Source organism: Mucilaginibacter sp. (assembly GCF_028288105.1).
In the GTDB taxonomy this organism is placed as follows: Bacteria; Bacteroidota; Bacteroidia; order Sphingobacteriales; family Sphingobacteriaceae; genus Mucilaginibacter.
Window position 1 is genome coordinate 1 of the sequence record NZ_JAQBOI010000313.1, and the last position, 17,371, is coordinate 17,371.

The 17,371-nt window shown below is 40.6% G+C and carries 24 protein-coding genes; 11 read left to right on the forward strand and 13 right to left on the reverse strand.

The features are described from left to right. From prmA to JWQ85_RS20645, 4 genes are all read left to right on the forward strand, one after another. On the forward strand, nucleotides 1–507 hold a 507-nt coding region (gene prmA, locus JWQ85_RS20630; protein ID WP_299471351.1), incomplete at its 5' end, for a 50S ribosomal protein L11 methyltransferase. A gap of 150 nt (nucleotides 508–657) precedes the next feature. Continuing rightward, nucleotides 658–1,512, forward strand: coding sequence for a universal stress protein (locus tag JWQ85_RS20635; RefSeq protein WP_299471353.1), 855 nt, complete (start codon nucleotides 658–660; stop codon nucleotides 1,510–1,512). 85 nt (nucleotides 1,513–1,597) lie between these two features. Continuing rightward, nucleotides 1,598–2,953: a Mur ligase family protein gene (gene murC, locus JWQ85_RS20640; RefSeq protein WP_299471355.1), complete on the forward strand. Its 1,356-nt coding sequence runs from the start codon at nucleotides 1,598–1,600 to the stop codon at nucleotides 2,951–2,953. Between the two features lie 83 nt (nucleotides 2,954–3,036). Then, nucleotides 3,037–3,378, forward strand: a complete 342-nt coding sequence (locus JWQ85_RS20645) for a helix-turn-helix transcriptional regulator (protein ID WP_299471357.1) — start codon at nucleotides 3,037–3,039, stop codon at nucleotides 3,376–3,378. A 21-nt stretch (nucleotides 3,379–3,399) separates the two neighbouring features. Here the strand turns inward: JWQ85_RS20645 and JWQ85_RS20650 are convergent, their stop codons facing one another. The 4 genes from JWQ85_RS20650 to mqnC all read right to left on the reverse strand — a co-directional run bounded on the left by JWQ85_RS20650 (nucleotide 3,400) and on the right by mqnC (nucleotide 7,001). After that, entirely contained in the window at nucleotides 3,400–4,530 is a 1,131-nt protein-coding gene (locus JWQ85_RS20650; protein ID WP_299471358.1) for a GNAT family N-acetyltransferase, read from the reverse strand. A 74-nt stretch (nucleotides 4,531–4,604) separates the two neighbouring features. After that, nucleotides 4,605–4,802, reverse strand: a complete 198-nt coding sequence (locus tag JWQ85_RS20655) for a hypothetical protein (protein WP_256539637.1) — start codon at nucleotides 4,800–4,802, stop codon at nucleotides 4,605–4,607. Between the two features lie 136 nt (nucleotides 4,803–4,938). Next, nucleotides 4,939–5,499: an SMC-Scp complex subunit ScpB gene (gene scpB / locus JWQ85_RS20660; protein ID WP_299471360.1), complete on the reverse strand. Its 561-nt coding sequence runs from the start codon at nucleotides 5,497–5,499 to the stop codon at nucleotides 4,939–4,941. 377 nt (nucleotides 5,500–5,876) lie between these two features. Next, the gene (gene mqnC, locus JWQ85_RS20665; RefSeq protein ID WP_299471362.1) at nucleotides 5,877–7,001 is read right to left on the reverse strand and encodes a cyclic dehypoxanthinyl futalosine synthase; all 1,125 of its coding nucleotides are present in this window, start codon (nucleotides 6,999–7,001) and stop codon (nucleotides 5,877–5,879) included. 117 nt (nucleotides 7,002–7,118) lie between these two features. Between mqnC and JWQ85_RS20670 the strand changes: the two genes are divergently transcribed. After that, nucleotides 7,119–7,640 (forward strand): hypothetical protein, encoded by a 522-nt coding sequence (locus JWQ85_RS20670; protein ID WP_299471364.1) that lies wholly within the window; start codon nucleotides 7,119–7,121, stop codon nucleotides 7,638–7,640. On the opposite strand, the gene JWQ85_RS20675 is transcribed toward JWQ85_RS20670, so the two are convergent. Continuing rightward, nucleotides 7,637–9,142, reverse strand: coding sequence for an ATP-binding cassette domain-containing protein (locus tag JWQ85_RS20675; protein ID WP_299471366.1), 1,506 nt, complete (start codon nucleotides 9,140–9,142; stop codon nucleotides 7,637–7,639). The genes JWQ85_RS20670 and JWQ85_RS20675 overlap by 4 nt on opposite strands. A 228-nt stretch (nucleotides 9,143–9,370) precedes the next feature. Here JWQ85_RS20675 and JWQ85_RS20680 point away from each other — a divergent pair, with 228 nt between their 5' ends. The 3 genes from JWQ85_RS20680 to JWQ85_RS20690 all read left to right on the forward strand — a co-directional run bounded on the left by JWQ85_RS20680 (nucleotide 9,371) and on the right by JWQ85_RS20690 (nucleotide 10,293). Next, nucleotides 9,371–9,508: a hypothetical protein gene (locus JWQ85_RS20680; protein ID WP_299471367.1), complete on the forward strand. Its 138-nt coding sequence runs from the start codon at nucleotides 9,371–9,373 to the stop codon at nucleotides 9,506–9,508. A 56-nt stretch (nucleotides 9,509–9,564) separates the two neighbouring features. Then, nucleotides 9,565–9,732 carry a hypothetical protein gene (locus JWQ85_RS20685; RefSeq protein ID WP_299471368.1) on the forward strand — a complete coding sequence of 56 codons (168 nt, stop codon included), beginning with the start codon at nucleotides 9,565–9,567 and terminating at the stop codon, nucleotides 9,730–9,732. Between the two features lie 99 nt (nucleotides 9,733–9,831). Continuing rightward, nucleotides 9,832–10,293 carry a PA2169 family four-helix-bundle protein gene (locus JWQ85_RS20690; protein WP_299471370.1) on the forward strand — a complete coding sequence of 154 codons (462 nt, stop codon included), beginning with the start codon at nucleotides 9,832–9,834 and terminating at the stop codon, nucleotides 10,291–10,293. Between the two features lie 30 nt (nucleotides 10,294–10,323). Here JWQ85_RS20690 and JWQ85_RS20695 read toward each other — a convergent pair whose 3' ends face one another. The 5 genes from JWQ85_RS20695 to JWQ85_RS20715 all read right to left on the reverse strand — a co-directional run bounded on the left by JWQ85_RS20695 (nucleotide 10,324) and on the right by JWQ85_RS20715 (nucleotide 12,078). After that, nucleotides 10,324–10,761, reverse strand: coding sequence for a hypothetical protein (locus JWQ85_RS20695; protein WP_299471371.1), 438 nt, complete (start codon nucleotides 10,759–10,761; stop codon nucleotides 10,324–10,326). Between the two features lie 118 nt (nucleotides 10,762–10,879). After that, nucleotides 10,880–11,080: a hypothetical protein gene (locus tag JWQ85_RS20700; protein ID WP_299471372.1), complete on the reverse strand. Its 201-nt coding sequence runs from the start codon at nucleotides 11,078–11,080 to the stop codon at nucleotides 10,880–10,882. A 162-nt stretch (nucleotides 11,081–11,242) separates the two neighbouring features. Next, the gene (locus JWQ85_RS20705; protein WP_299471373.1) at nucleotides 11,243–11,446 is read right to left on the reverse strand and encodes a hypothetical protein; all 204 of its coding nucleotides are present in this window, start codon (nucleotides 11,444–11,446) and stop codon (nucleotides 11,243–11,245) included. An 88-nt stretch (nucleotides 11,447–11,534) separates the two neighbouring features. Beyond that, a complete protein-coding gene (locus JWQ85_RS20710; RefSeq protein WP_299471375.1) occupies nucleotides 11,535–11,729 on the reverse strand; it encodes a hypothetical protein in 195 nt (64 codons plus the stop codon). A 115-nt stretch (nucleotides 11,730–11,844) separates the two neighbouring features. Further along, on the reverse strand, nucleotides 11,845–12,078 hold the full coding sequence (locus JWQ85_RS20715) for a hypothetical protein (protein ID WP_299471377.1): 234 nt from the start codon (nucleotides 12,076–12,078) through the stop codon (nucleotides 11,845–11,847). Nucleotides 12,079–12,248: 170 nt separating this feature from the next. Between JWQ85_RS20715 and JWQ85_RS20720 the strand changes: the two genes are divergently transcribed. After that, on the forward strand, nucleotides 12,249–12,815 hold the full coding sequence (locus tag JWQ85_RS20720; RefSeq protein ID WP_299471379.1) for a sigma-70 family RNA polymerase sigma factor: 567 nt from the start codon (nucleotides 12,249–12,251) through the stop codon (nucleotides 12,813–12,815). An 18-nt stretch (nucleotides 12,816–12,833) separates the two neighbouring features. Continuing rightward, complete coding sequence (locus JWQ85_RS20725; RefSeq protein WP_299471381.1) at nucleotides 12,834–13,934, forward strand: serine protease; 1,101 nt, start codon at nucleotides 12,834–12,836, stop codon at nucleotides 13,932–13,934. Between the two features lie 465 nt (nucleotides 13,935–14,399). Here the strand turns inward: JWQ85_RS20725 and JWQ85_RS20730 are convergent, their stop codons facing one another. The 3 genes from JWQ85_RS20730 to pdxH all read right to left on the reverse strand — a co-directional run bounded on the left by JWQ85_RS20730 (nucleotide 14,400) and on the right by pdxH (nucleotide 16,884). Further along, nucleotides 14,400–15,527, reverse strand: coding sequence for an NADH-quinone oxidoreductase subunit D (locus JWQ85_RS20730; protein WP_299471389.1), 1,128 nt, complete (start codon nucleotides 15,525–15,527; stop codon nucleotides 14,400–14,402). A 215-nt stretch (nucleotides 15,528–15,742) separates the two neighbouring features. After that, on the reverse strand, nucleotides 15,743–16,240 hold the full coding sequence (locus JWQ85_RS20735; protein ID WP_299471383.1) for an NADH-quinone oxidoreductase subunit C: 498 nt from the start codon (nucleotides 16,238–16,240) through the stop codon (nucleotides 15,743–15,745). Then, entirely contained in the window at nucleotides 16,237–16,884 is a 648-nt protein-coding gene (pdxH, locus tag JWQ85_RS20740) for a pyridoxamine 5'-phosphate oxidase (protein ID WP_299471385.1), read from the reverse strand. The genes JWQ85_RS20735 and pdxH overlap by 4 nt, the downstream gene beginning before the upstream one ends. Before the next feature lie 110 nt (nucleotides 16,885–16,994). On the opposite strand from pdxH, the gene JWQ85_RS20745 reads away from it, so the two are divergent. Further along, the coding region (locus JWQ85_RS20745) for a YqgE/AlgH family protein (protein WP_299471387.1) at nucleotides 16,995–17,371 on the forward strand (377 nt) is incomplete at its 3' end.

Genomic DNA, 17,371 nt, shown 5'->3' on the forward strand with positions numbered 1-17,371 from the left:
TACGAGATAGTTATCGATCCCAAAATGGCTTTCGGTACCGGTCACCACCAAACCACGGCCATGATGATGGGGCTGATGCTGGAGAATGATTTCGCCGGCAAAAAAGTATTGGACATGGGCTGCGGGACAGGCATCCTTGCTATTCTTGCTGCTAAGCTTGGCGCTACAGATATTACTGCCATTGATTACGATGTGGTGTGTTACGAAAGTACTATAGAGAATTCGGCTTTGAATAACATCGATAATATTAAAGCTGTTTGCGGTTCAAAAGAGGTTATCCCCAATGAACAATACGATATCATCCTGGCCAACATCAACCGGAATATATTAATAGACCAGATGGCCCGTTATGCCGAAGTATTAAAACCCGGCGGCGAGATCTATTTTAGTGGATTCTATGAATCGCCTGATCTGGATATAATTACCGAAGAGGCGCGTAAATACAATCTAAAATACATCATCCACAAAAAAGATAAAGAGTGGGTGGCAGCAAAGTTTATACTATAGCAGAAAGGGGCATTACAAAATGCTCCTTTTTTGTTGTTAACTTGTACATTTAAAATGAAACGATGTTGACAATACAACAAGGTTTCATTTTTAGATTTGTATGCACTTACTTTTAGACCAAATTGGTCGAAAGATTCTTAACTCGTCAATATGAAAACCTATCTCGTACCTGTCGATTTTTCTGAGGCTGCCTTTAACGCCGCCGATTTCGCCGCCCAACTCAGTCATCAAAGCGATGTAACAACTATTATTTTGATGAATGCTTATTACATATCGCCGTATGAGACTATGTTTCCAGATCCTAATATGTTAATGCTTAGGCAGGAAGAAATTGAAGAAGAAGCTGTAGACCGCATCAATCAGTTAGAAAAATTAAAAAGAAAATTACTAAAACAGGTTAGGGAAGGTGTCCAGATACGGGTGCGTTTAAACCGATCGCATTTATTACGTGCTGTAGTTGATGTAGTTGTTCAGGATAAAGCGGATCTGGTGATAATAGGTAGCATTGGTAATAGCACAGTTCGCGAGGGTAGTATTAATATTGGCAGTCACGTTATAAAAATATCAAAGGCGAGCCCGGTGCCGGTAATTGTAGTACCGCCAGATTATAGTTACCAGTTGATAGATGAAGCGGTAATAGCCTGCGATTTTAAAAAGGTGAAAGAAACCATGCCGATGGATGTATTACACAAGCTATTGGGCAAACAAGCTATAAAGCTGTTAGTAGTAAATATTGATGCAACAGGCAACGCTGCAAGCAGGGATGCAGAACAACAGGCCGAAGAAACCGCCCTGCACAGTATGTTAAAGGGTTTTCACCCCAGGTATTATTATTTAAGTACCCCCAATATAATTACAGGTATTCTTGATTTTGCAGCCGGGCATAAAGCCCAAATGGTGATTGCTTTACCGCATACCTATAGTTTCCTGCAATCTATATTACATAACAGCATATCGCAGCAGTTGGCTAAAAACTCTACAGTGCCTGTTTTACTGCTGAAATAATTTATTGATTTATTAGTTAACAAAATATTGGTGCTATAGCGGTTTTTACCTTAAATTTGGTGCCTATAGCCGCAACACATTATTAATGAGAGTACACTTTATAGCGATAGGCGGAAGCGCCATGCACAACCTCGCCATCGCCTTGCATAAAAAAGGATTTAACGTAACCGGTTCTGATGATGTGTTGTTTGAGCCCTCGGCTTCGCGACTTGGTAAATACGATATCCTGCCTGCACAAGAGGGTTGGTATCCGGAAAAGATCACCACTGAGCTTGACGCGGTTATATTAGGCATGCATGCCCGTATCGATAATCCGGAGTTGTTAAAGGCGCAGGAGCTGGGTATCAAGATCTATTCCTATCCCGATTATATTTACGAGCAATCAAAAGATAAGCTAAGGGTAGTTATAGGCGGCAGCCACGGCAAAACTACTATTACCAGTATGATATTGCACGTGTTGCAGGAAGCCGATAAAAAGTTTGATTACCTGGTAGGGGCGCAATTGGAAGGTTTTGAAACCATGGTTGGGCTTACACATGATGCACCCGTTATGATCATTGAGGGCGACGAGTATTTGGCTTCGCCGATAGACAGGCGGCCCAAGTTTCATATCTATAAAGCGGATATAGGTGTGATAAGCGGCATAGCCTGGGATCATATCAATGTATTCCCTACGTTTGATAATTATATAGACCAGTTTAAAATATTTGCAGAGACCATACAGCCTAATGGCAAGCTCATTTATAGCGCGACCGACGAGGTGTTGAATGCCATGGTTGCCGGCCTGGATATCGATGTTGAAAAATTACCCTACAGCTTACCAGGATATACCATTGAAAATGGCATAACCAGTGTTATTACCGATGGCAAAAGCTACGAGCTGGAAGTATTTGGCCAGCATAATTTATTGAATATGCAGGCTGCCCGTTTGGTATGCGAAGGCCTGGGTATTAGTAGCGCCGATTTTTACCAATATATTACCACCTTTAAAGGTGCGGCACGCAGGCTGGAAGTAGTGGGTAAAAACGATAATGCCACCATTTTTAAAGATTTTGCGCACTCGCCATCAAAGCTTACAGCTACAATTGAGGCAGTTAAAGCACAATTCCCTAACAGGCAGTTGATTGCCTGCATAGAATTGCATACTTTTAGTAGCTTAAATAAAGACTTTTTAAATGAATATGCAGGTACAATGAACCATGCCGATAAGGCTATTGTGTTTATAGACCGCAAAACATTTGAGCAGAAAAAGATAGAACCATACCCGGCCGAGGCGGTGAAAAACGCCTTTGCTAATGATAATTTACTGTTTTTTAATGAACCGGTAGAACTGCTAAAGTATCTTGCGGCATTAGATATCACTAATAGTAATTTATTGATGATGAGCTCGGGCAATTTTGGCGGAATTAACTTAGTAGGACTTAAAAATAATTTACTATAAAATTTATTGATTATTAGTTTGTTATTCAAAAAAGTTGTAACTTTATTAACTATTGAGAAACCTTACCTAATTAGCGTTATTATATGAAGACACTTGGAAAAAAGATCCGGTTATTGCGCCACCAAAAAGGCTGGAGCCAGGAAGAAGTTGCTAAACGTTTAGACATCTCTATTCCTGCATTTTCTAAAATTGAAACCGGAATTACTGACATCAATCTTTCACGCCTTGAGCAGATTGCTGTTTTGTTCGAAATGTCTGTAGTTCAACTGCTTACTTACAACGAAGTAGAGCAAGATCAAAAAATCGCCACCGAACTGGAGAATGTTAACAAAAAGTTGATGGACCGTGAAACTGAGGTTATTGACCTTCAGAAAAAGGTTATTGAGCTTTTTGAAGAATTGCGCCACAAAAGAGTAATAGCATAAATTTTTAATAAGCCCGGATGTTTATTCGGGCTTATTAAAAATATAGCGCATTGTTAAATGTTTTTTGCCAAATGTTGCACCTACTGCGGTGTGTACGGCAATCATTTTCTCGTTAAAATCGCCCACCCACGATAACTCCAGCTCATCGTATTGCTTTAGGGGCAACACGTATTCCTTTAATTTAATGAACAGGCACGATTCTAACCCGTGTTTTTGGAATTTTTGTTTGGTGCCCATTACAATAGCCCGCATCCGCGATACCCCTTTCCATTTGCGGTATAAAAATATGAGTTTTCCCAACAGGTTTAGCTTCCCATTAAGCGGTTTTATCATTTGATTGGCATCCGGCAGTATCACAATAAATGATGCAGGTTCGTTATCAATGTAAGCAAACCATATTAGCTTTTCATCCATAATAGCTTTCATCTTTTCAAAGCTTTCTAAAATAGTAGCATGGTTTATTGGCACAAAGTTTTCAAAATTTTGCCAGGCATCGTTGTAGATCTCAATAAAATCGGCAGCGAATTTTTCTATCTCCGCGGTTTGGAAGTGCTTAAAGCTGTACCCCGGCTTTTGGATAACCCAGTTCGCGATTTTTGTAAATCGTTCTGAAAAAGGCTTATGCACATCCAAATGATTGGTTATCTGCTCATATTGGGTTTTAAAACCGTAATCCTCAAAAAAAGCTTGGTAATAGGGCAGGTTGTAATTCATCCCATAGGATGGAGGGGTAAAGCCCTCAACCAGTAAGCCCCAAAAGTTATCGTTCTCGCCAAAGTTAATGGGGCCATCCATAGCTTGCATGCCATTTTGCTGCAGCCAATTTTTGGCGGTATCAAATAACAAAAAAGCGGCCTCCTTATTATCAATACATTCAAAAAAGCCACAGCCACCGGTTGGCTGTTCATAGTTATATGCTTTTTCATCATTAATGAAAGCGGCTATGCGGCCTGTTAGCTGCCCGGCATCATCCCTCAATACCCAGCGGGTAGCTTTACCATGCTGATGAAAGTTGTTTTTTGCCGGGTCAAAAACAGCCTCAATATCATTATCTAACGGGCAAACCCAATTTTTATCATCTTTGTAAATAATGCGCGCAACATCTAAAAAAGCGTTTCTACCAGCCTTGCTTTCAACTTCGGTGATTTTCATTGGGCATATATAGTATAAAAAAAGCATCCAGCGTTTGCTGGATGCTTTGAAAAGTATGTTATACGATCAAATTATTAATCGTCGTCTTCATCGTCGTAAGGATCGTACGAGTCAAACCCACCCAGGTCATCATCCAGGGGAATATCCTCATTAAAGTCATCGTCATCATCATCCGCTACCTTACCTGGTTTTGGATCATCATCAAAGTCGTCATCCTCCTCATCGCTGATCTTTTTGGTTGAGGTATTCAAAGGTTTTTTTGGAGCTGCCATTTTAATAAATGTTTATTTGTTAAAACTGTATCTGTTAACCTAATTGTTTATTGTGTTAAGTTTCGCTGCACTATAATCAGCATTATTTACCAGTAAAAATAATAAAATCATTTTTAATTAAAATTCATTTTTCAATTTATTCCGTTTGGTCGCCAATTGATGAACTATTGTCTGTAATTTCCTTAAGCTGTGGTAGTTCTGTAATGTTGTTTATGCCAAAGTAATCCATAAAAAGCCCGCTGGTGCCATAAAGTATGGGTTTACCCACACTTTCCGACTTGCCAGTTATAGCAATTAGCTCTTTTTCCAGCAGTTTTTGTATCGAGTAATCGCAGTTTACGCCGCGTATTTGCTCTACATCTGTTTTGGTAACGGGTTGTTTGTAGGCAATAATAGCAAGGGTTTCCAGCGCTGCCTGGCTCAGTTTCTTTTTTGAGCGTTGTAATTGTAACAGGCTTATGGCAGCATGATATTTCTTTTTGGTGAGAAACTGGTACCCGTTATTGATCTTTACCACTTCAATAGCAAAAGCATCGTCCAAATATTTTTGAGTAATGTTGTCTATTTGTTTAGTTATCTCGTCGGCAGTATAATCATGCTCAAAAGCGGCTTGCAGGCAATAAATAATTTCTTCGGTGCGGATACCCTGTTCAGATGCAAAAATAAGCGACTCAATATACTGCTCAATGTTTTCCATGAGGTGCAAATATATCTATTTAGTGAATTAGTGAATGACTGATTTAGTGATTTTATAGAGATGGTCAGTCCGCGTATATAAAAGTCGTCATTGTGAAGTATGAAGCAATCTCCTGAAATGCAAAGCGGCCATGCAAGGTGTACAATTGTCCTAAAGAGATTGCTTCGTACCTCGCAATGACGTGTGGATATAAAGGAAGCTTAATGCCGGCTGCAAACTAAGAAACTGCTAACTGAATAAGGGCGTTGCCTGCGGCCGGGCCATCCGCTCATACTGCGCAGGCATTAGCCACGGGCCGGTATCCGTTTCTGTCCCTAACGCGGATAGTTGGGTTCGAATAGCGTCTTGATTCTTGTCTCTTGATTCTAAACTCTCTATTAATAATCAATCACCTGCTCTTCAATCTCGGCAGGGATATCACGCCACTCGTATTTTTGGGTGCGAAGCTGCGGCTCAAACCCGGCTTCTTTTATAGAGTCCTGAATGCCTTTGGCCGTGAAGCGGTGAGGTGCGCCTGCGGCAGATACCACGTTTTCTTCTATCATTATCGACCCGAAATCGTTAGCGCCGGCATGCAGGCAAAGCTGTGCAACTTGCTTACCAACCGTTAACCACGACGCCTGTATATTCTTAATATTAGGCAGCATAATACGGCTTAAGGCTATCATGCGGATATATTCGTCGCCGGTAACGTTATTGGTGATACCGCGTACTTTTCTTAGTAAAGTGCCATCGTCCTGGAAAGGCCATGGAATAAAGGCCACAAAACCGTGATGGCCTTCGGGCTTTTCTGATTGTACCTCGCGGATCCATACCAGGTGTTCAAAACGTTCCTCAATGGTTTCGATATGGCCAAACATCATCGTAGCAGAGCTTGGCAGGTTAAGCTGATGGGCCGCGCGCATAACATCCAGCCATTCCTGGCCACCGCATTTACCTTTTGATATCAGGCGGCGTACACGGTCGTTCAGTATTTCGGCACCTGCACCAGGTAACGAATCTAAACCGGCTTCTTTCATGGCTTTCAACACGTCGTAATGGCTCATGCTTTCCAGCTTAGCTACGTGTGCAATTTCTGGCGGACCTAATGAATGTAGTTTTAATTTTGGATACAGCTGTTTCAGCTCACGGAACAACTCGGTATAAAATTGAAGGCCCAGATCGGGGTGGTGGCCGCCTTGTAATAAGAGCTGATCGCCGCCAAAGCGGAAGGTTTCTTCTATTTTCTTTTTATAGGTCTCTATGTCGGTAATGTAAGCATCATCATGCCCGGGGCGACGAAAGAAATTACAGAACTTACAGTTGGCTATACAAACGTTGGTAGTGTTTACATTCCTATCTATCTGCCAGGTAACTTTACCATGCGGCACTTGTATTTTACGCAACTCGTTAGCCACGTACATCAAATCGGCCGTCGAGGCATTATTGTAAAGGTAAACCCCTTCATCCATGCTCAAAAAATCAAAAGCTAAAGCACGCTGTAACAGTTCGGCTGTATTCATGTACAAATATACATAGTGGCAGGTTAAAGGCGAAAGGTAAAAGGAGAAAGGTGTTAATTGGTTGACAATGTGTAATAATGATTTTGGCTGACATGATAGTATTGGTTACCTTGGGAAATGTTTCCAGTTTTTCGTTTGATTGAATTAGCAGTTAGGGGTATTATAAGTTTAACCACATCTTCCGAGGCATCCGACACCTATAAACCCGGGCAGGCAAGTGGCGACAAAGAGTTTTATGACGAGCACTATCCGTTTCAATTTAACAAACGATTGCTGAACGGCTTGCCCAACGAGATAGAATACTATGAGAAAAATATTGGGCATGTTACCTTGTTCAGAAAAAATGAACCTAAAAAGTTTTTCGAAATTTACGAGACCGGCGTTATCAGCGATAAAGAACTGGTGATGAATGTGCGTTTATCATACGAGGATTTTGTTATGACCGGGATATCCAGCCAAAGGAATACAATAATTACTCAAAATCAGGTATTTGTGTTGGTAATAAATGATAAGCTTAACCGATTAGAGATTAATTCATCTCTTCAGCATAATTTAACAGATAAAAACGTCAAAAGGGATTTTGGTGATTACCTATTCAGTTATTTGGAGAAACAGGGTGAAGAGAGAGTATCCGTTTAACTAATCACTTCCCCCTTATCCAACCTCAAAACCTTATCCACGCTATTAGGTATCTCGTGCTGGTAATGGGTAACATATATAAGGGTTACATTACTTATGCTGCAAATGGCATCCACAACGCTTTTAAAATGCTGCTGCTGATGGTCGTCAAGTCCCTGGCAGGGCTCATCAAATATGAGCAGGGCAGGGTTCTTTATTAATGCACGGGCAAGCAGGCACAGGCGTTGTGCGCTGGCAGGGATATTCTTTAACAAATGGCGGGCGTATTGGTCTATCTCCAAAGCTTTCATCCAATTAAGCGCCAGGTCGGCTTTGGTTTTATTGCTGGGCCTAAACAAACCCAGTGTATCGTAAAAGCCCGATTCAATAACCTGCAGGCAGGAGTTATCGGTAGGGAAGTACTGGTAAAGCTCGGGCGATACAAAACCTATCTTGCTTTTTATGTCCCAGATGCTTTCGCCGGTGCCGCGCTTTTTATCAAACAATACAATATTATTAGCGTAGGCCTGCGGGTTATCACCGTTTATTAAACTTAGCAGGGTTGATTTGCCGGCGCCATTTGGGCCAAGCAGCGCCCACCTTTCGCCGGGGTTTATCAGCCAGTTTACTTTATTGAGGATAACCTTGTCGCCATACTTGATAAACACATCTGCCATGCTTACAATTTGCTTGTAACTGTGGTTTGCCGCGGATGTATTTAACAATTGTTGTAATGTATTGATATCAACCTTAACCTGCTCGCCAACCGAATGCTCGCTTGATTCAAAGTCCTGCTTAGTTAGGCTTTGGCTAATGCTGCCGTTATCTAAAATAGCTACATTGGTTACAACATCGGGCAGTTCAAAGGTAGATGTGGCCATAATAATGCTGATACCTGAGGTAGATATTTCATTAAGTAAAACATTAAACGATTTACGGGTTTCAACATCAAGGCCGGTAAGCGGGTTATCAAGCAGTAGTATGATCGGATTTTTAAGCAGGGCTGCTGCTATCATCAGGCGTTTAGTTTCGCCGTTTGATAGTTTGATGGTTTGTTTATCGCATAGCGCGGATAAGTTTAGCGCTGCTATGGTTTTATCAAATGTCCAGTAAGGGGTTTTATGCTCATTAACTTTTACCGATTGCAAATATTGGCGCACGGTAAGCGTATCTTCCGAATCGGATGAGTTATATCGCTGCTGATAATAAAAATCTGAAGTGTTAGAGAGGGTTTTAAAATGATGTTTAGCACCGGCAAATGCAATAAAGCGATGAAAGGTTAGCAAGGCATTACCTGGTAGTTCCTGTTTATGAACATCATCCATAAAATGATAAATAATGCTACCGCCATTAACGCCAATATTACCTGCAATGGCTTGCAATAAAACGCTTTTGCCCGAGCCACTTTTACCGGTGATAACCCAGCTTTGTCCTTTACTTAGCTCAAAATTGAGATTACTGAAAAGTTGATTGTTTAAAAACTTTACAGATATGTTGTTGACTGTTATTAAAGGCAGATTCATAAGCGGCGAATTTACACATCAACCGCTAATTTATAAGGGTTACATTTACATTAAGCCCAAAATGGGCGATAGTTTTGCACTTAGTAACAAATTTATCAACTTATCCACATTTCTTGGAAATATTAAAAAACAATTTTTAGATTAGGGAACCTATATGAAGAATTGCGAATTTGAGCTGGCGGAGAATTGAATTTTTTAGTTTTAATTATTACCCCCAAATAATTTGCTATGGAACTATTATTAGTAGCTGTTGAAGCCCTTGTACCGATGAGCCTTTTGGCAATTTTTATTGTATTAATTGCTGTACAATTTTTACCAAAAGACAACAAAGAAACAGAAGAATCTGATTCTAATCTGTTGCTGTAACAAACAGGTCTGATTATTGTATTGAGATTTATATATAAATCTTACAATGATCGACTATGAAAAAAATTAACTTATTATTGATCGCTTTGGCAATGGTTGCCTTTAGCGGATGCTCAGTTATCGGCGATATTTTTAAAGCCGGTGCAGCTGTGGGTATTATTGCTGTAATAATAGTAATACTGCTAATCATTTGGATAATATCCGCATTTAGAGGGAGATCATAAATCCTGGTTACCTATTAACTTGTTATAACTCATTGAAATATTGTTTTTTAACTAAAACAATATTTTTTTTATGCCGTTCTCTTTACATAATCTATTGTTATGGAAAGAACCAGAGCAACCATTGAAATCCTTAACGATCTTATTTTAATAAACAACGATCGTATTAAGGGCTACGAACGTGCTATAAGTGAACTTACACCTGGTGATACCGAGCTGAAACATCTTTTTACTAATTTAATAGGCGAGAGCCATCAATTTAAATTAGAAATAGCTACCGAAGTTGCTGCATTTGGTAAAGATATTGAAACGGGAAGCAGTACCAGTGGTAAGTTGCACCGTACATGGCTTGATGTAAAAGCCGTATTTAGTGGGCATAGTAAAAGGAGTGTATTGGAAGAATGCGAGTTTGGTGAGGATGCCATTTTAAAAGCATATCAATCTGCTCTGACCCAGGGTATATTACCGGCATATATCCGCGAAATATTAATTAAACATCAGCCTATTTTACAGGCAGCACACGATAAAATAAAGGCCTTGCGAGACAAAGCTCTAAGTCAATAATGTAATGAAGGGCGCCTATAGGGCGCTTTTTTACTGTGCTATATTTACTTCTATTACTTTCCAACTCTTCCTGTCGGCCCAGTCGCCGCCATTATAGGAAAGCCTTACCTGCCAGGCCGATTTAATAATTTTACCGCTGCTGTCCTGGGCGTTCACAAACGACGATATCTGGTAGCTGTTATGTGCAGTATCAATATTAGATTCGAACGTGTTTTTTGGAAAGCTTGCGGTAGCTGGCTGGCTTAATTTGTCGCTCACAAAAACCTTGGCAATGGCAAACGTTTCTTTAGCGTTTGGTTTGCGGTTAACATGTACCCGGCGATTTTGTAATATGCGCAACATCACAACAAAAAAGAAAAGTGCGAATAAGATACTGAATATAGTAGCTACACGAATGCGGGGATGGTGTTTCCAATGTGTATTCTTTTTATCCTCGTCGCTAAGATTCTTCCAGTCGGCATATTTCATGTTCAGGCGCTTTCACCAATAAACAAAATTTTAGACGAATGTTTTTTTGACGAAAATAAAAGACATAAAAAAAACGCCCCTGGCATAAACCGGGAGCGTTTCTTTTAACAAAAAGAGATTACATTTTTTTAGTAGTATCTTTTTTAGCAGTATCTGTTTTAGCAGTGTCCATTTTAGCAGTATCAGTAGCAGCTGAATCCATTTTAGCTGAATCCATTTTAGCTGAATCTGCAGCAGATGATGAACCAGAACCTTTACAAGCAGCAGCAGAAACAGCGATAGCTAAAGCTAAGAATGCGATTTTGAATGAATTTTTCATTGTTTGTGTTTTTTAAGTGATTTAATAGTTTTTCGTTAGTTAATACCCAAAACAAAAAAAGGTAACCCACTTTTTTAAAAAAAATGCAGATTACCTCTTTAAAACTTTAAAAACTTAAAAAATTAACAGTGTAATTCTTTAATATTTAACCGTTAGGTTAAATTATTTTTTAGTTGTGTCTTTTTTAGTTGTGTCAACTACTACAGTAGTATCTTTTTTAGTTGTGTCAACTACAACAGTAGTATCTTTTTTGGCTGAATCAGCAGCAGCTGAATCAGCTGAAGATGCAGAACCAGAACCTTTACAAGCAGCAGCAGAAACAGCGATAGCTAAAGCTAAAAATGCGATTTTGAATGAATTTTTCATTTTTTGTTTTGTTAAATTATTGTAAGTATGTTATTCTTATGAGTTGTTTAATACCGCAATTTCAAAAAGGTAACCCTTTATTTTGAAATTATTTTTTAACGGTATCTTTTTTAGCTGTGTCAACCGGTGCAGCAGCTGTATCAACCTTGGTAGTATCGGCAGCAACAGTAGCAGAATCAGTTTTTGTAGTATCAGAACCGTTGGTAGCTTTTTTGCTATCGCAAGATGCAGCTGTAAAAGCAATTGCTAAAGCTAAGAATGTAATTTTGATTGAATTTTTCATGTTGATTTTTTGTGATTGTTTATTGTTTTGTGACTGTTAATATCAAAAACTTAAAAAGGTAACCCAATAAAAAAATAGATCCCGGCTTATTAAGGCCGGGATCTATTTTTAAATGCTATTTATTATCTTTCTTAACCGTATCGGTACCACCCGAGCCAGATTTATCTATACCAGTATCAATAGCGTTTGGCGAACCGTTTTTACCAATAGTGCTATCAGCCACAGAACTATTTTTAGATGAATCAACCCGGGTACTATCTGGCACATGGGTTGAATTGTTGCCTTTGCATGCAGTAATCGCAACTGCTATCGTTAATGCTAAAAAGCAGGTTTTAAATAAGTTTTTCATAGTTCGTTAGTTTTGATGTTGTTAAACAAACTCAAATTTAATGCCGCTATGTACTACCAATTATTTCCCGATATTGCGGCTTAAGCAGACGGACTGTGGTGCTGTTAACATCGTGCCAAAAAAATAAATTATATTATTGGGTTACAATTCAATATAAAAAGTATTAAGTAGTGAATAATCAGTTAAATGTAGAAATGCCGACGGATAGTGAAGTGATCATTGGGATCTTGAACAACTCCGACAGTGTTTTAAAAAAATTATACCTGGCTTATTTCCCAATGGTTTTACAACTTGTTATTAATAATAACGGTGACGAGGATGAGGCCAAGGATATATATCAGGAAGCTATAATAGTTCTTTACAATAAGGTTAAACGGGGCGATTTTGAGCTGAGCAGCAAGTTAAAAACCTACATATACTCTATATGCAGGCGTTTGTGGCTAAAGCGGCTTAAACAATTGAACAGATACGGTGGCGATATAAAAGATTTCCAGGAGTACCTGCCGGTTGAAGATGAGGTAGAAAAGCACGAGGAGCGGGACATGCAGCTTAATAAAATGAGTGATGCATTAAAGTTACTGGGCGAACCCTGTAAAACTATAATGGAAGATTTTTATATGCACAACAGATCTATGCAAGAAATTTGCGAACGGTTTGGGTATACAAATGCAGATAATGCGAAAACGCAGAAATACAAATGTCTGCAAAGGCTGAAGAAATTATTTTTTCAGCAGTAATTTTGAAAGGGTAAAGCAATGAAAGATAACCAACTTTTGGAAATGATTGAGAGCTACCTAAGCGGCGAAATGCCTGCCGGGGAACGAGCCCAGTTTGATGCATTACGTAAAAAAGATGCAACCATAGATACTAAAATAGCCGAGCATAAGCACTTTACAGGTTTATTAAAGCAATATAATGAGCGTTTAAGCCTGCAGAACCGTTTGGATGAGATACATGAAGAAATTGATGTACACACGTTAAAAGACGACCTAATGGCGCATCCGTCATGGGTGGTGCAAATGTGGCGTCATCATCATTCAAAAATATCTGTAGCGGCTTCTATAGCTATATTCGCTATTTTACTTACGCTGTATTTTACCGGTGACTTAAGTAACCGCGACCCACGTTTCTTACAATTGAAGCAAGATGTAGAGCGTTTGAAAAAAGAGCAGCCAGCTTTAGGCAACAAGTTAAATGACATTATAAAGTCGAACAAAACAGGCCCAACTATCTCTGCTAAATTCAGGGGGACGGGTTTTGCCCTTACCGGTAATGGTTATATAGTAACCAACTATCATGTAGTAAATGGTGCCGATTCTGTTTACGTGCAAAATGCCGAAGGCGAATCATTCCGCACCAAGGTTATTTACACCGAGCCGCAGTATGATGTAGCCATATTGGAAATAAACGACCCGGCATTTAAAAACCTGGGTACTGTGCCATACAGCTTCAAAAAAGCAAAAAGTGACTTGGGCGAAAATGTTTATACATTAGGTTTCCCTGGCGATGACCTTAAATTTGGCCCCGGTGCTTTAACAGCGGGCACAGGTTTCCATGGCGATACAACCGAATATGAAATGTATATCCCGGTTAACCCCGGCAACAGTGGCGGGCCTGTAATGGATGAAAAAGGTAATGTTATTGGTGTAATTACCGGTAAGCAAACCCAAACATCCGGAGTAGCATTCGCGGTAAAATCAAACTACCTGTTAAAAGCTATCCAAAGCATCCCGGCAGACTCACTAAGCAAATCGCTTAATCTGAGCACTAAAAATACCTTAGCCAGCCTAAGCCGTACGCAGCAAATTAAAAAACTGCGCAACTATGTGTTTATGGTTAAGGTTTATAATCAGTAAAAAATCAACAATTAATATAGCTAAGAGGGATGCAAGAAATTGCCTCCCTTTTTTGTGACCGGGGATTTAGTGGTTTGGTAGGAGGGATTGTCAGTCTGAGCTTGTCGAAGACTTGTACGCTTTGCAAATGGTTCGACAGGCTCACCATGACATAGATCCTGACTCTTGATTCTTTTCTCTTTTGTCAATTTTTTGGGCGTTGCCTTCGGCCCGGGCTTTCCACTCATACGCGCACAGGCATTAGCCACAGGCCGGTATCCGTTTCAATCCCTAACACAAGATAGCCAGAGAGAGCACACGCGACACGCGTGCGCCAGCAGTGGGGGTAGAGTAGTAAACACCTGCTTGTCAGTCTGAGCTTGTCGAAGACCTATATGCCTTGCCAATGGTTCGACAGGCTCACCATGACAGATCAAGCAGGAGCTGTCTTGTCTCTTGATTCTAAATATCCTGACTCTCTATAACCTAACGATCCACTTCACCCAATACAAAATCGAGCGAACCTATGATGGCTACCAGATCGGCAATCATCACATTTTTACCTAACTCGGGCAATACCGAAAGGTTATTATAGCTTGGGCCGCGGGCTTTGGCACGGAAGGGTATCTCAGATCGTTCATTGTCATGTACAAAGTAAAAGCCAAGCTCCCCCTTAGCACCTTCGCAACGGGCGTAATAGTCTTGTGCTTTTGGGGTTAGTTTACGGGGAAGCTTAGCACGCGGGTCAAAATCGGGTGTGCGTTTAAGCTCTTTTTGCAGTCGATCAAGGCACTGCTCCACCATACGTAACGATTGTTCTATCTCATCTACACGCACCTTGTATCTGTCCCAGCAATCGCCAAGGGTACCCATTTCGCCTTTGCCTACGGGTATGTCAAATTCCAGCTCGGGGTAAACCGAGTAGTTGTCAATACGGCGCAGATCGTATTTTAACCCAGATCCACGTAGCACCGGGCCACTGCAGCCGTAGTTAATGGCTACATCCATTGGTAATACGCCAACGTTGGCGGTACGGCTAATAAAGATCTGGTTATCGGTTAAAAGCTGATTAAGCTCAACCATTTTAGGTTTAAAGTATTCTACAAATTCGCGGCAGCGTTCTTCAAATCCAACCGGCAAGTCGTAAAACAAACCACCCACCCAAATATAGTTATACAACATGCGCGAGCCCGAGGCCCATTCCAGCATGCCCATAATATGCTCGCGGTCGCGAAAACACCAAAGGAAAGGGGTGAAGGCACCAATATCAATGCCATAAGTACCAATAGCTATCAGGTGCGATGCAATACGATTAAGCTCGCAAACCAGCACGCGGATGTATTCGATACGTTTTGGGATATCTTTATCAATACCCAGCATTTTCTCGACACCCATTACCCAGGCATGGCTGTTATTCATTGATGCCAGGTAATCCATCCTGTCGGTAAACGGAATGGTTTGCTGATAGGTGAGCGATTCGGCATGTTTTTCAAAACAACGGTGCAGGTAACCAATATGCGGGATAACCTCTTTTACGATCTCGCCATCGGTGATCAGTTCCAGCCGCAAAACCCCATGCGTAGACGGATGCTGCGGCCCCATATTCAGCACCATATCTTCAACAGCAGCGTTAGTGATCTTCTGCTGATAGCGGTAAAGTGCTTCGTTATATTTTGAAATTGTTTTCAACCTTATTCTGTCAATTAAACCACTATGTCATTTCGAACGATAGTGAGAAATCTTGTTCATTATGCAATTTCGCCGCCTGTCATTTGAACAAGATTTCTCTTCGTACCTCGTTCGAAATGACAGGCTTTTTTATACTGAAATTAATCTATTTTAATCCCTTTATAATACTCGGCCGTCTTATAATCTTTCCTTAACGGATAGCCTTCCCAATCATCAGGCAATAAAATACGCCTTAGATCAGGGTGGCCTTCAAAAAATATCCCTATCAGGTCATATGCTTCGCGTTCGTGCCAGTCAGCCGTGCGATAAACAGATGATACGCTTGGGAAGGATGGTAAATTATCTTCGCTACGATCATTCTCCCTGCTTATCTTCAGTGTAAGCTGCAAATGATAGGGGATAGACGACAGGTGATAAACCACACCAAAGCGGCCGGCTTCCACACCGTAATCCATACCCGTAAGGCAGGATAAAAAATCGAAATAAGTTTTTGGATTATTGCGCAGCTCCATACAAACCTCAACTATATAGTCGGGGTTTATTAGCAGGGCGGGTTGCATGCCGGTACGTTCTTCGCCGGTAATTACGTCCTCGCCAAACTTTTGGGTAAGCAATAATTTAATATCATCAAAACTCATGGCGCAAGGCGAACAATTTTCCAGTTTTTTTTATCAGTTTTCTTATAAACTATCCTATCGTGCAGGCGGCTGCTGCGACCTTGCCAAAACTCTATCAGGCGTGGCCTTAACACATAGCCACCCCAAAAAGATGGTTTAGGCACAGGGCTGTCTGCGTACTCAAGTTCCAGTTGGGCCATGCGTTGTTCCAGTTCTTCGCGGCTGGTAATCTCCTGGCTTTGTGGCGATGCAACAGCACCTATCTGGCTCAGTTTTGGGCGCGAGTGGAAATATTTTTCAGAATAATCCCTATCCAGTTTATCAATAGTACCTTCAATGCGGATCTGGCGTTCCATATCACCCCAATGGAATACAAGCGCACCCAGTGGGTTCTTACTTATCTCTTTACCCTTGCGGCTAAGGTAGTTGGTATAAAACTTAAAGCCGTCATCGTTAAAGCCTTTAAGCAATACAATCCTTGCCGATGGGCGGCCATCGTGCGTAGCGGTAGCCAATGTCATGGCGTTTGGCTCGTGCACTTTGTAGTTAATGGCTTCGTTAAACCATTTATCAAACTGGCGCATTGGGTTGGCATCAACATCGGTTTCGTTTAACGAAGCCGCGTTATATTCCTGCCTTAAATTTTCTATATCTTTCTGGTCCATTATCGCAAACTTACAAATTAATTATACCGTACATATTAGTATGTTGTTCATTTTGACTATTAATGAACATATTTTTACATTTACTGTTAACATTATATAAATATAACCCTATGCTTAGTCCAATTTCAGCGGCGGCAGGCCGTTTACTCATATCAGAACCCTTTATGCCCGACCCTAATTTTAAACGTTCGGTTATACTGCTTACCGAATATTCTGAAGCAGGAGCTATGGGGTTTATCTTAAATCATCAAACTGACTACTTATTAGGCGATATATTACCGGATACGTCCTACTCGGAAATTCCGGTATATATGGGCGGCCCGGTGGCCGAAAATACCCTGCATTATATCCACCGCTGCCCCGACAAAATTGAGGGCGGCATTGAAATTTGGGATGGTATTTACTGGGGAGGAGATTTTGAACAGATAAAAGATCTGATAACCAATTACCAGATAACAGAAAAAGAAATAAAGTTTTTCACCGGTTA

What these genes read in the sequence shown, in the direction of transcription:
- JWQ85_RS20635 (WP_299471353.1), top strand. Translation starts at nt 658, where the DNA reads ATGAAAACCTATCTCGTACCTGTCGATTTTTCTGAGGCTGCCTTTAAC.
- murC (WP_299471355.1), top strand. Translation starts at nt 1,598, where the DNA reads ATGAGAGTACACTTTATAGCGATAGGCGGAAGCGCCATGCACAACCTC.
- JWQ85_RS20645 (WP_299471357.1), top strand. Translation starts at nt 3,037, where the DNA reads ATGAAGACACTTGGAAAAAAGATCCGGTTATTGCGCCACCAAAAAGGC.
- JWQ85_RS20650 (WP_299471358.1), bottom strand. Translation starts at nt 4,530, where the DNA reads ATGAAAATCACCGAAGTTGAAAGCAAGGCTGGTAGAAACGCTTTTTTA.
- JWQ85_RS20655 (WP_256539637.1), bottom strand. Translation starts at nt 4,802, where the DNA reads ATGGCAGCTCCAAAAAAACCTTTGAATACCTCAACCAAAAAGATCAGC.
- scpB (WP_299471360.1), bottom strand. Translation starts at nt 5,499, where the DNA reads ATGGAAAACATTGAGCAGTATATTGAGTCGCTTATTTTTGCATCTGAA.
- mqnC (WP_299471362.1), bottom strand. Translation starts at nt 7,001, where the DNA reads ATGAATACAGCCGAACTGTTACAGCGTGCTTTAGCTTTTGATTTTTTG.
- JWQ85_RS20670 (WP_299471364.1), top strand. Translation starts at nt 7,119, where the DNA reads ATGTTTCCAGTTTTTCGTTTGATTGAATTAGCAGTTAGGGGTATTATA.
- JWQ85_RS20675 (WP_299471366.1), bottom strand. Translation starts at nt 9,142, where the DNA reads ATGAATCTGCCTTTAATAACAGTCAACAACATATCTGTAAAGTTTTTA.
- JWQ85_RS20680 (WP_299471367.1), top strand. Translation starts at nt 9,371, where the DNA reads ATGGAACTATTATTAGTAGCTGTTGAAGCCCTTGTACCGATGAGCCTT.
- JWQ85_RS20685 (WP_299471368.1), top strand. Translation starts at nt 9,565, where the DNA reads ATGAAAAAAATTAACTTATTATTGATCGCTTTGGCAATGGTTGCCTTT.
- JWQ85_RS20690 (WP_299471370.1), top strand. Translation starts at nt 9,832, where the DNA reads ATGGAAAGAACCAGAGCAACCATTGAAATCCTTAACGATCTTATTTTA.
- JWQ85_RS20695 (WP_299471371.1), bottom strand. Translation starts at nt 10,761, where the DNA reads ATGAAATATGCCGACTGGAAGAATCTTAGCGACGAGGATAAAAAGAAT.
- JWQ85_RS20700 (WP_299471372.1), bottom strand. Translation starts at nt 11,080, where the DNA reads ATGAAAAATTCATTCAAAATCGCATTCTTAGCTTTAGCTATCGCTGTT.
- JWQ85_RS20705 (WP_299471373.1), bottom strand. Translation starts at nt 11,446, where the DNA reads ATGAAAAATTCATTCAAAATCGCATTTTTAGCTTTAGCTATCGCTGTT.
- JWQ85_RS20710 (WP_299471375.1), bottom strand. Translation starts at nt 11,729, where the DNA reads ATGAAAAATTCAATCAAAATTACATTCTTAGCTTTAGCAATTGCTTTT.
- JWQ85_RS20715 (WP_299471377.1), bottom strand. Translation starts at nt 12,078, where the DNA reads ATGAAAAACTTATTTAAAACCTGCTTTTTAGCATTAACGATAGCAGTT.
- JWQ85_RS20725 (WP_299471381.1), top strand. Translation starts at nt 12,834, where the DNA reads ATGAAAGATAACCAACTTTTGGAAATGATTGAGAGCTACCTAAGCGGC.
- JWQ85_RS20730 (WP_299471389.1), bottom strand. Translation starts at nt 15,527, where the DNA reads ATGGTGCTGAATATGGGGCCGCAGCATCCGTCTACGCATGGGGTTTTG.
- JWQ85_RS20735 (WP_299471383.1), bottom strand. Translation starts at nt 16,240, where the DNA reads ATGAGTTTTGATGATATTAAATTATTGCTTACCCAAAAGTTTGGCGAG.
- pdxH (WP_299471385.1), bottom strand. Translation starts at nt 16,884, where the DNA reads ATGGACCAGAAAGATATAGAAAATTTAAGGCAGGAATATAACGCGGCT.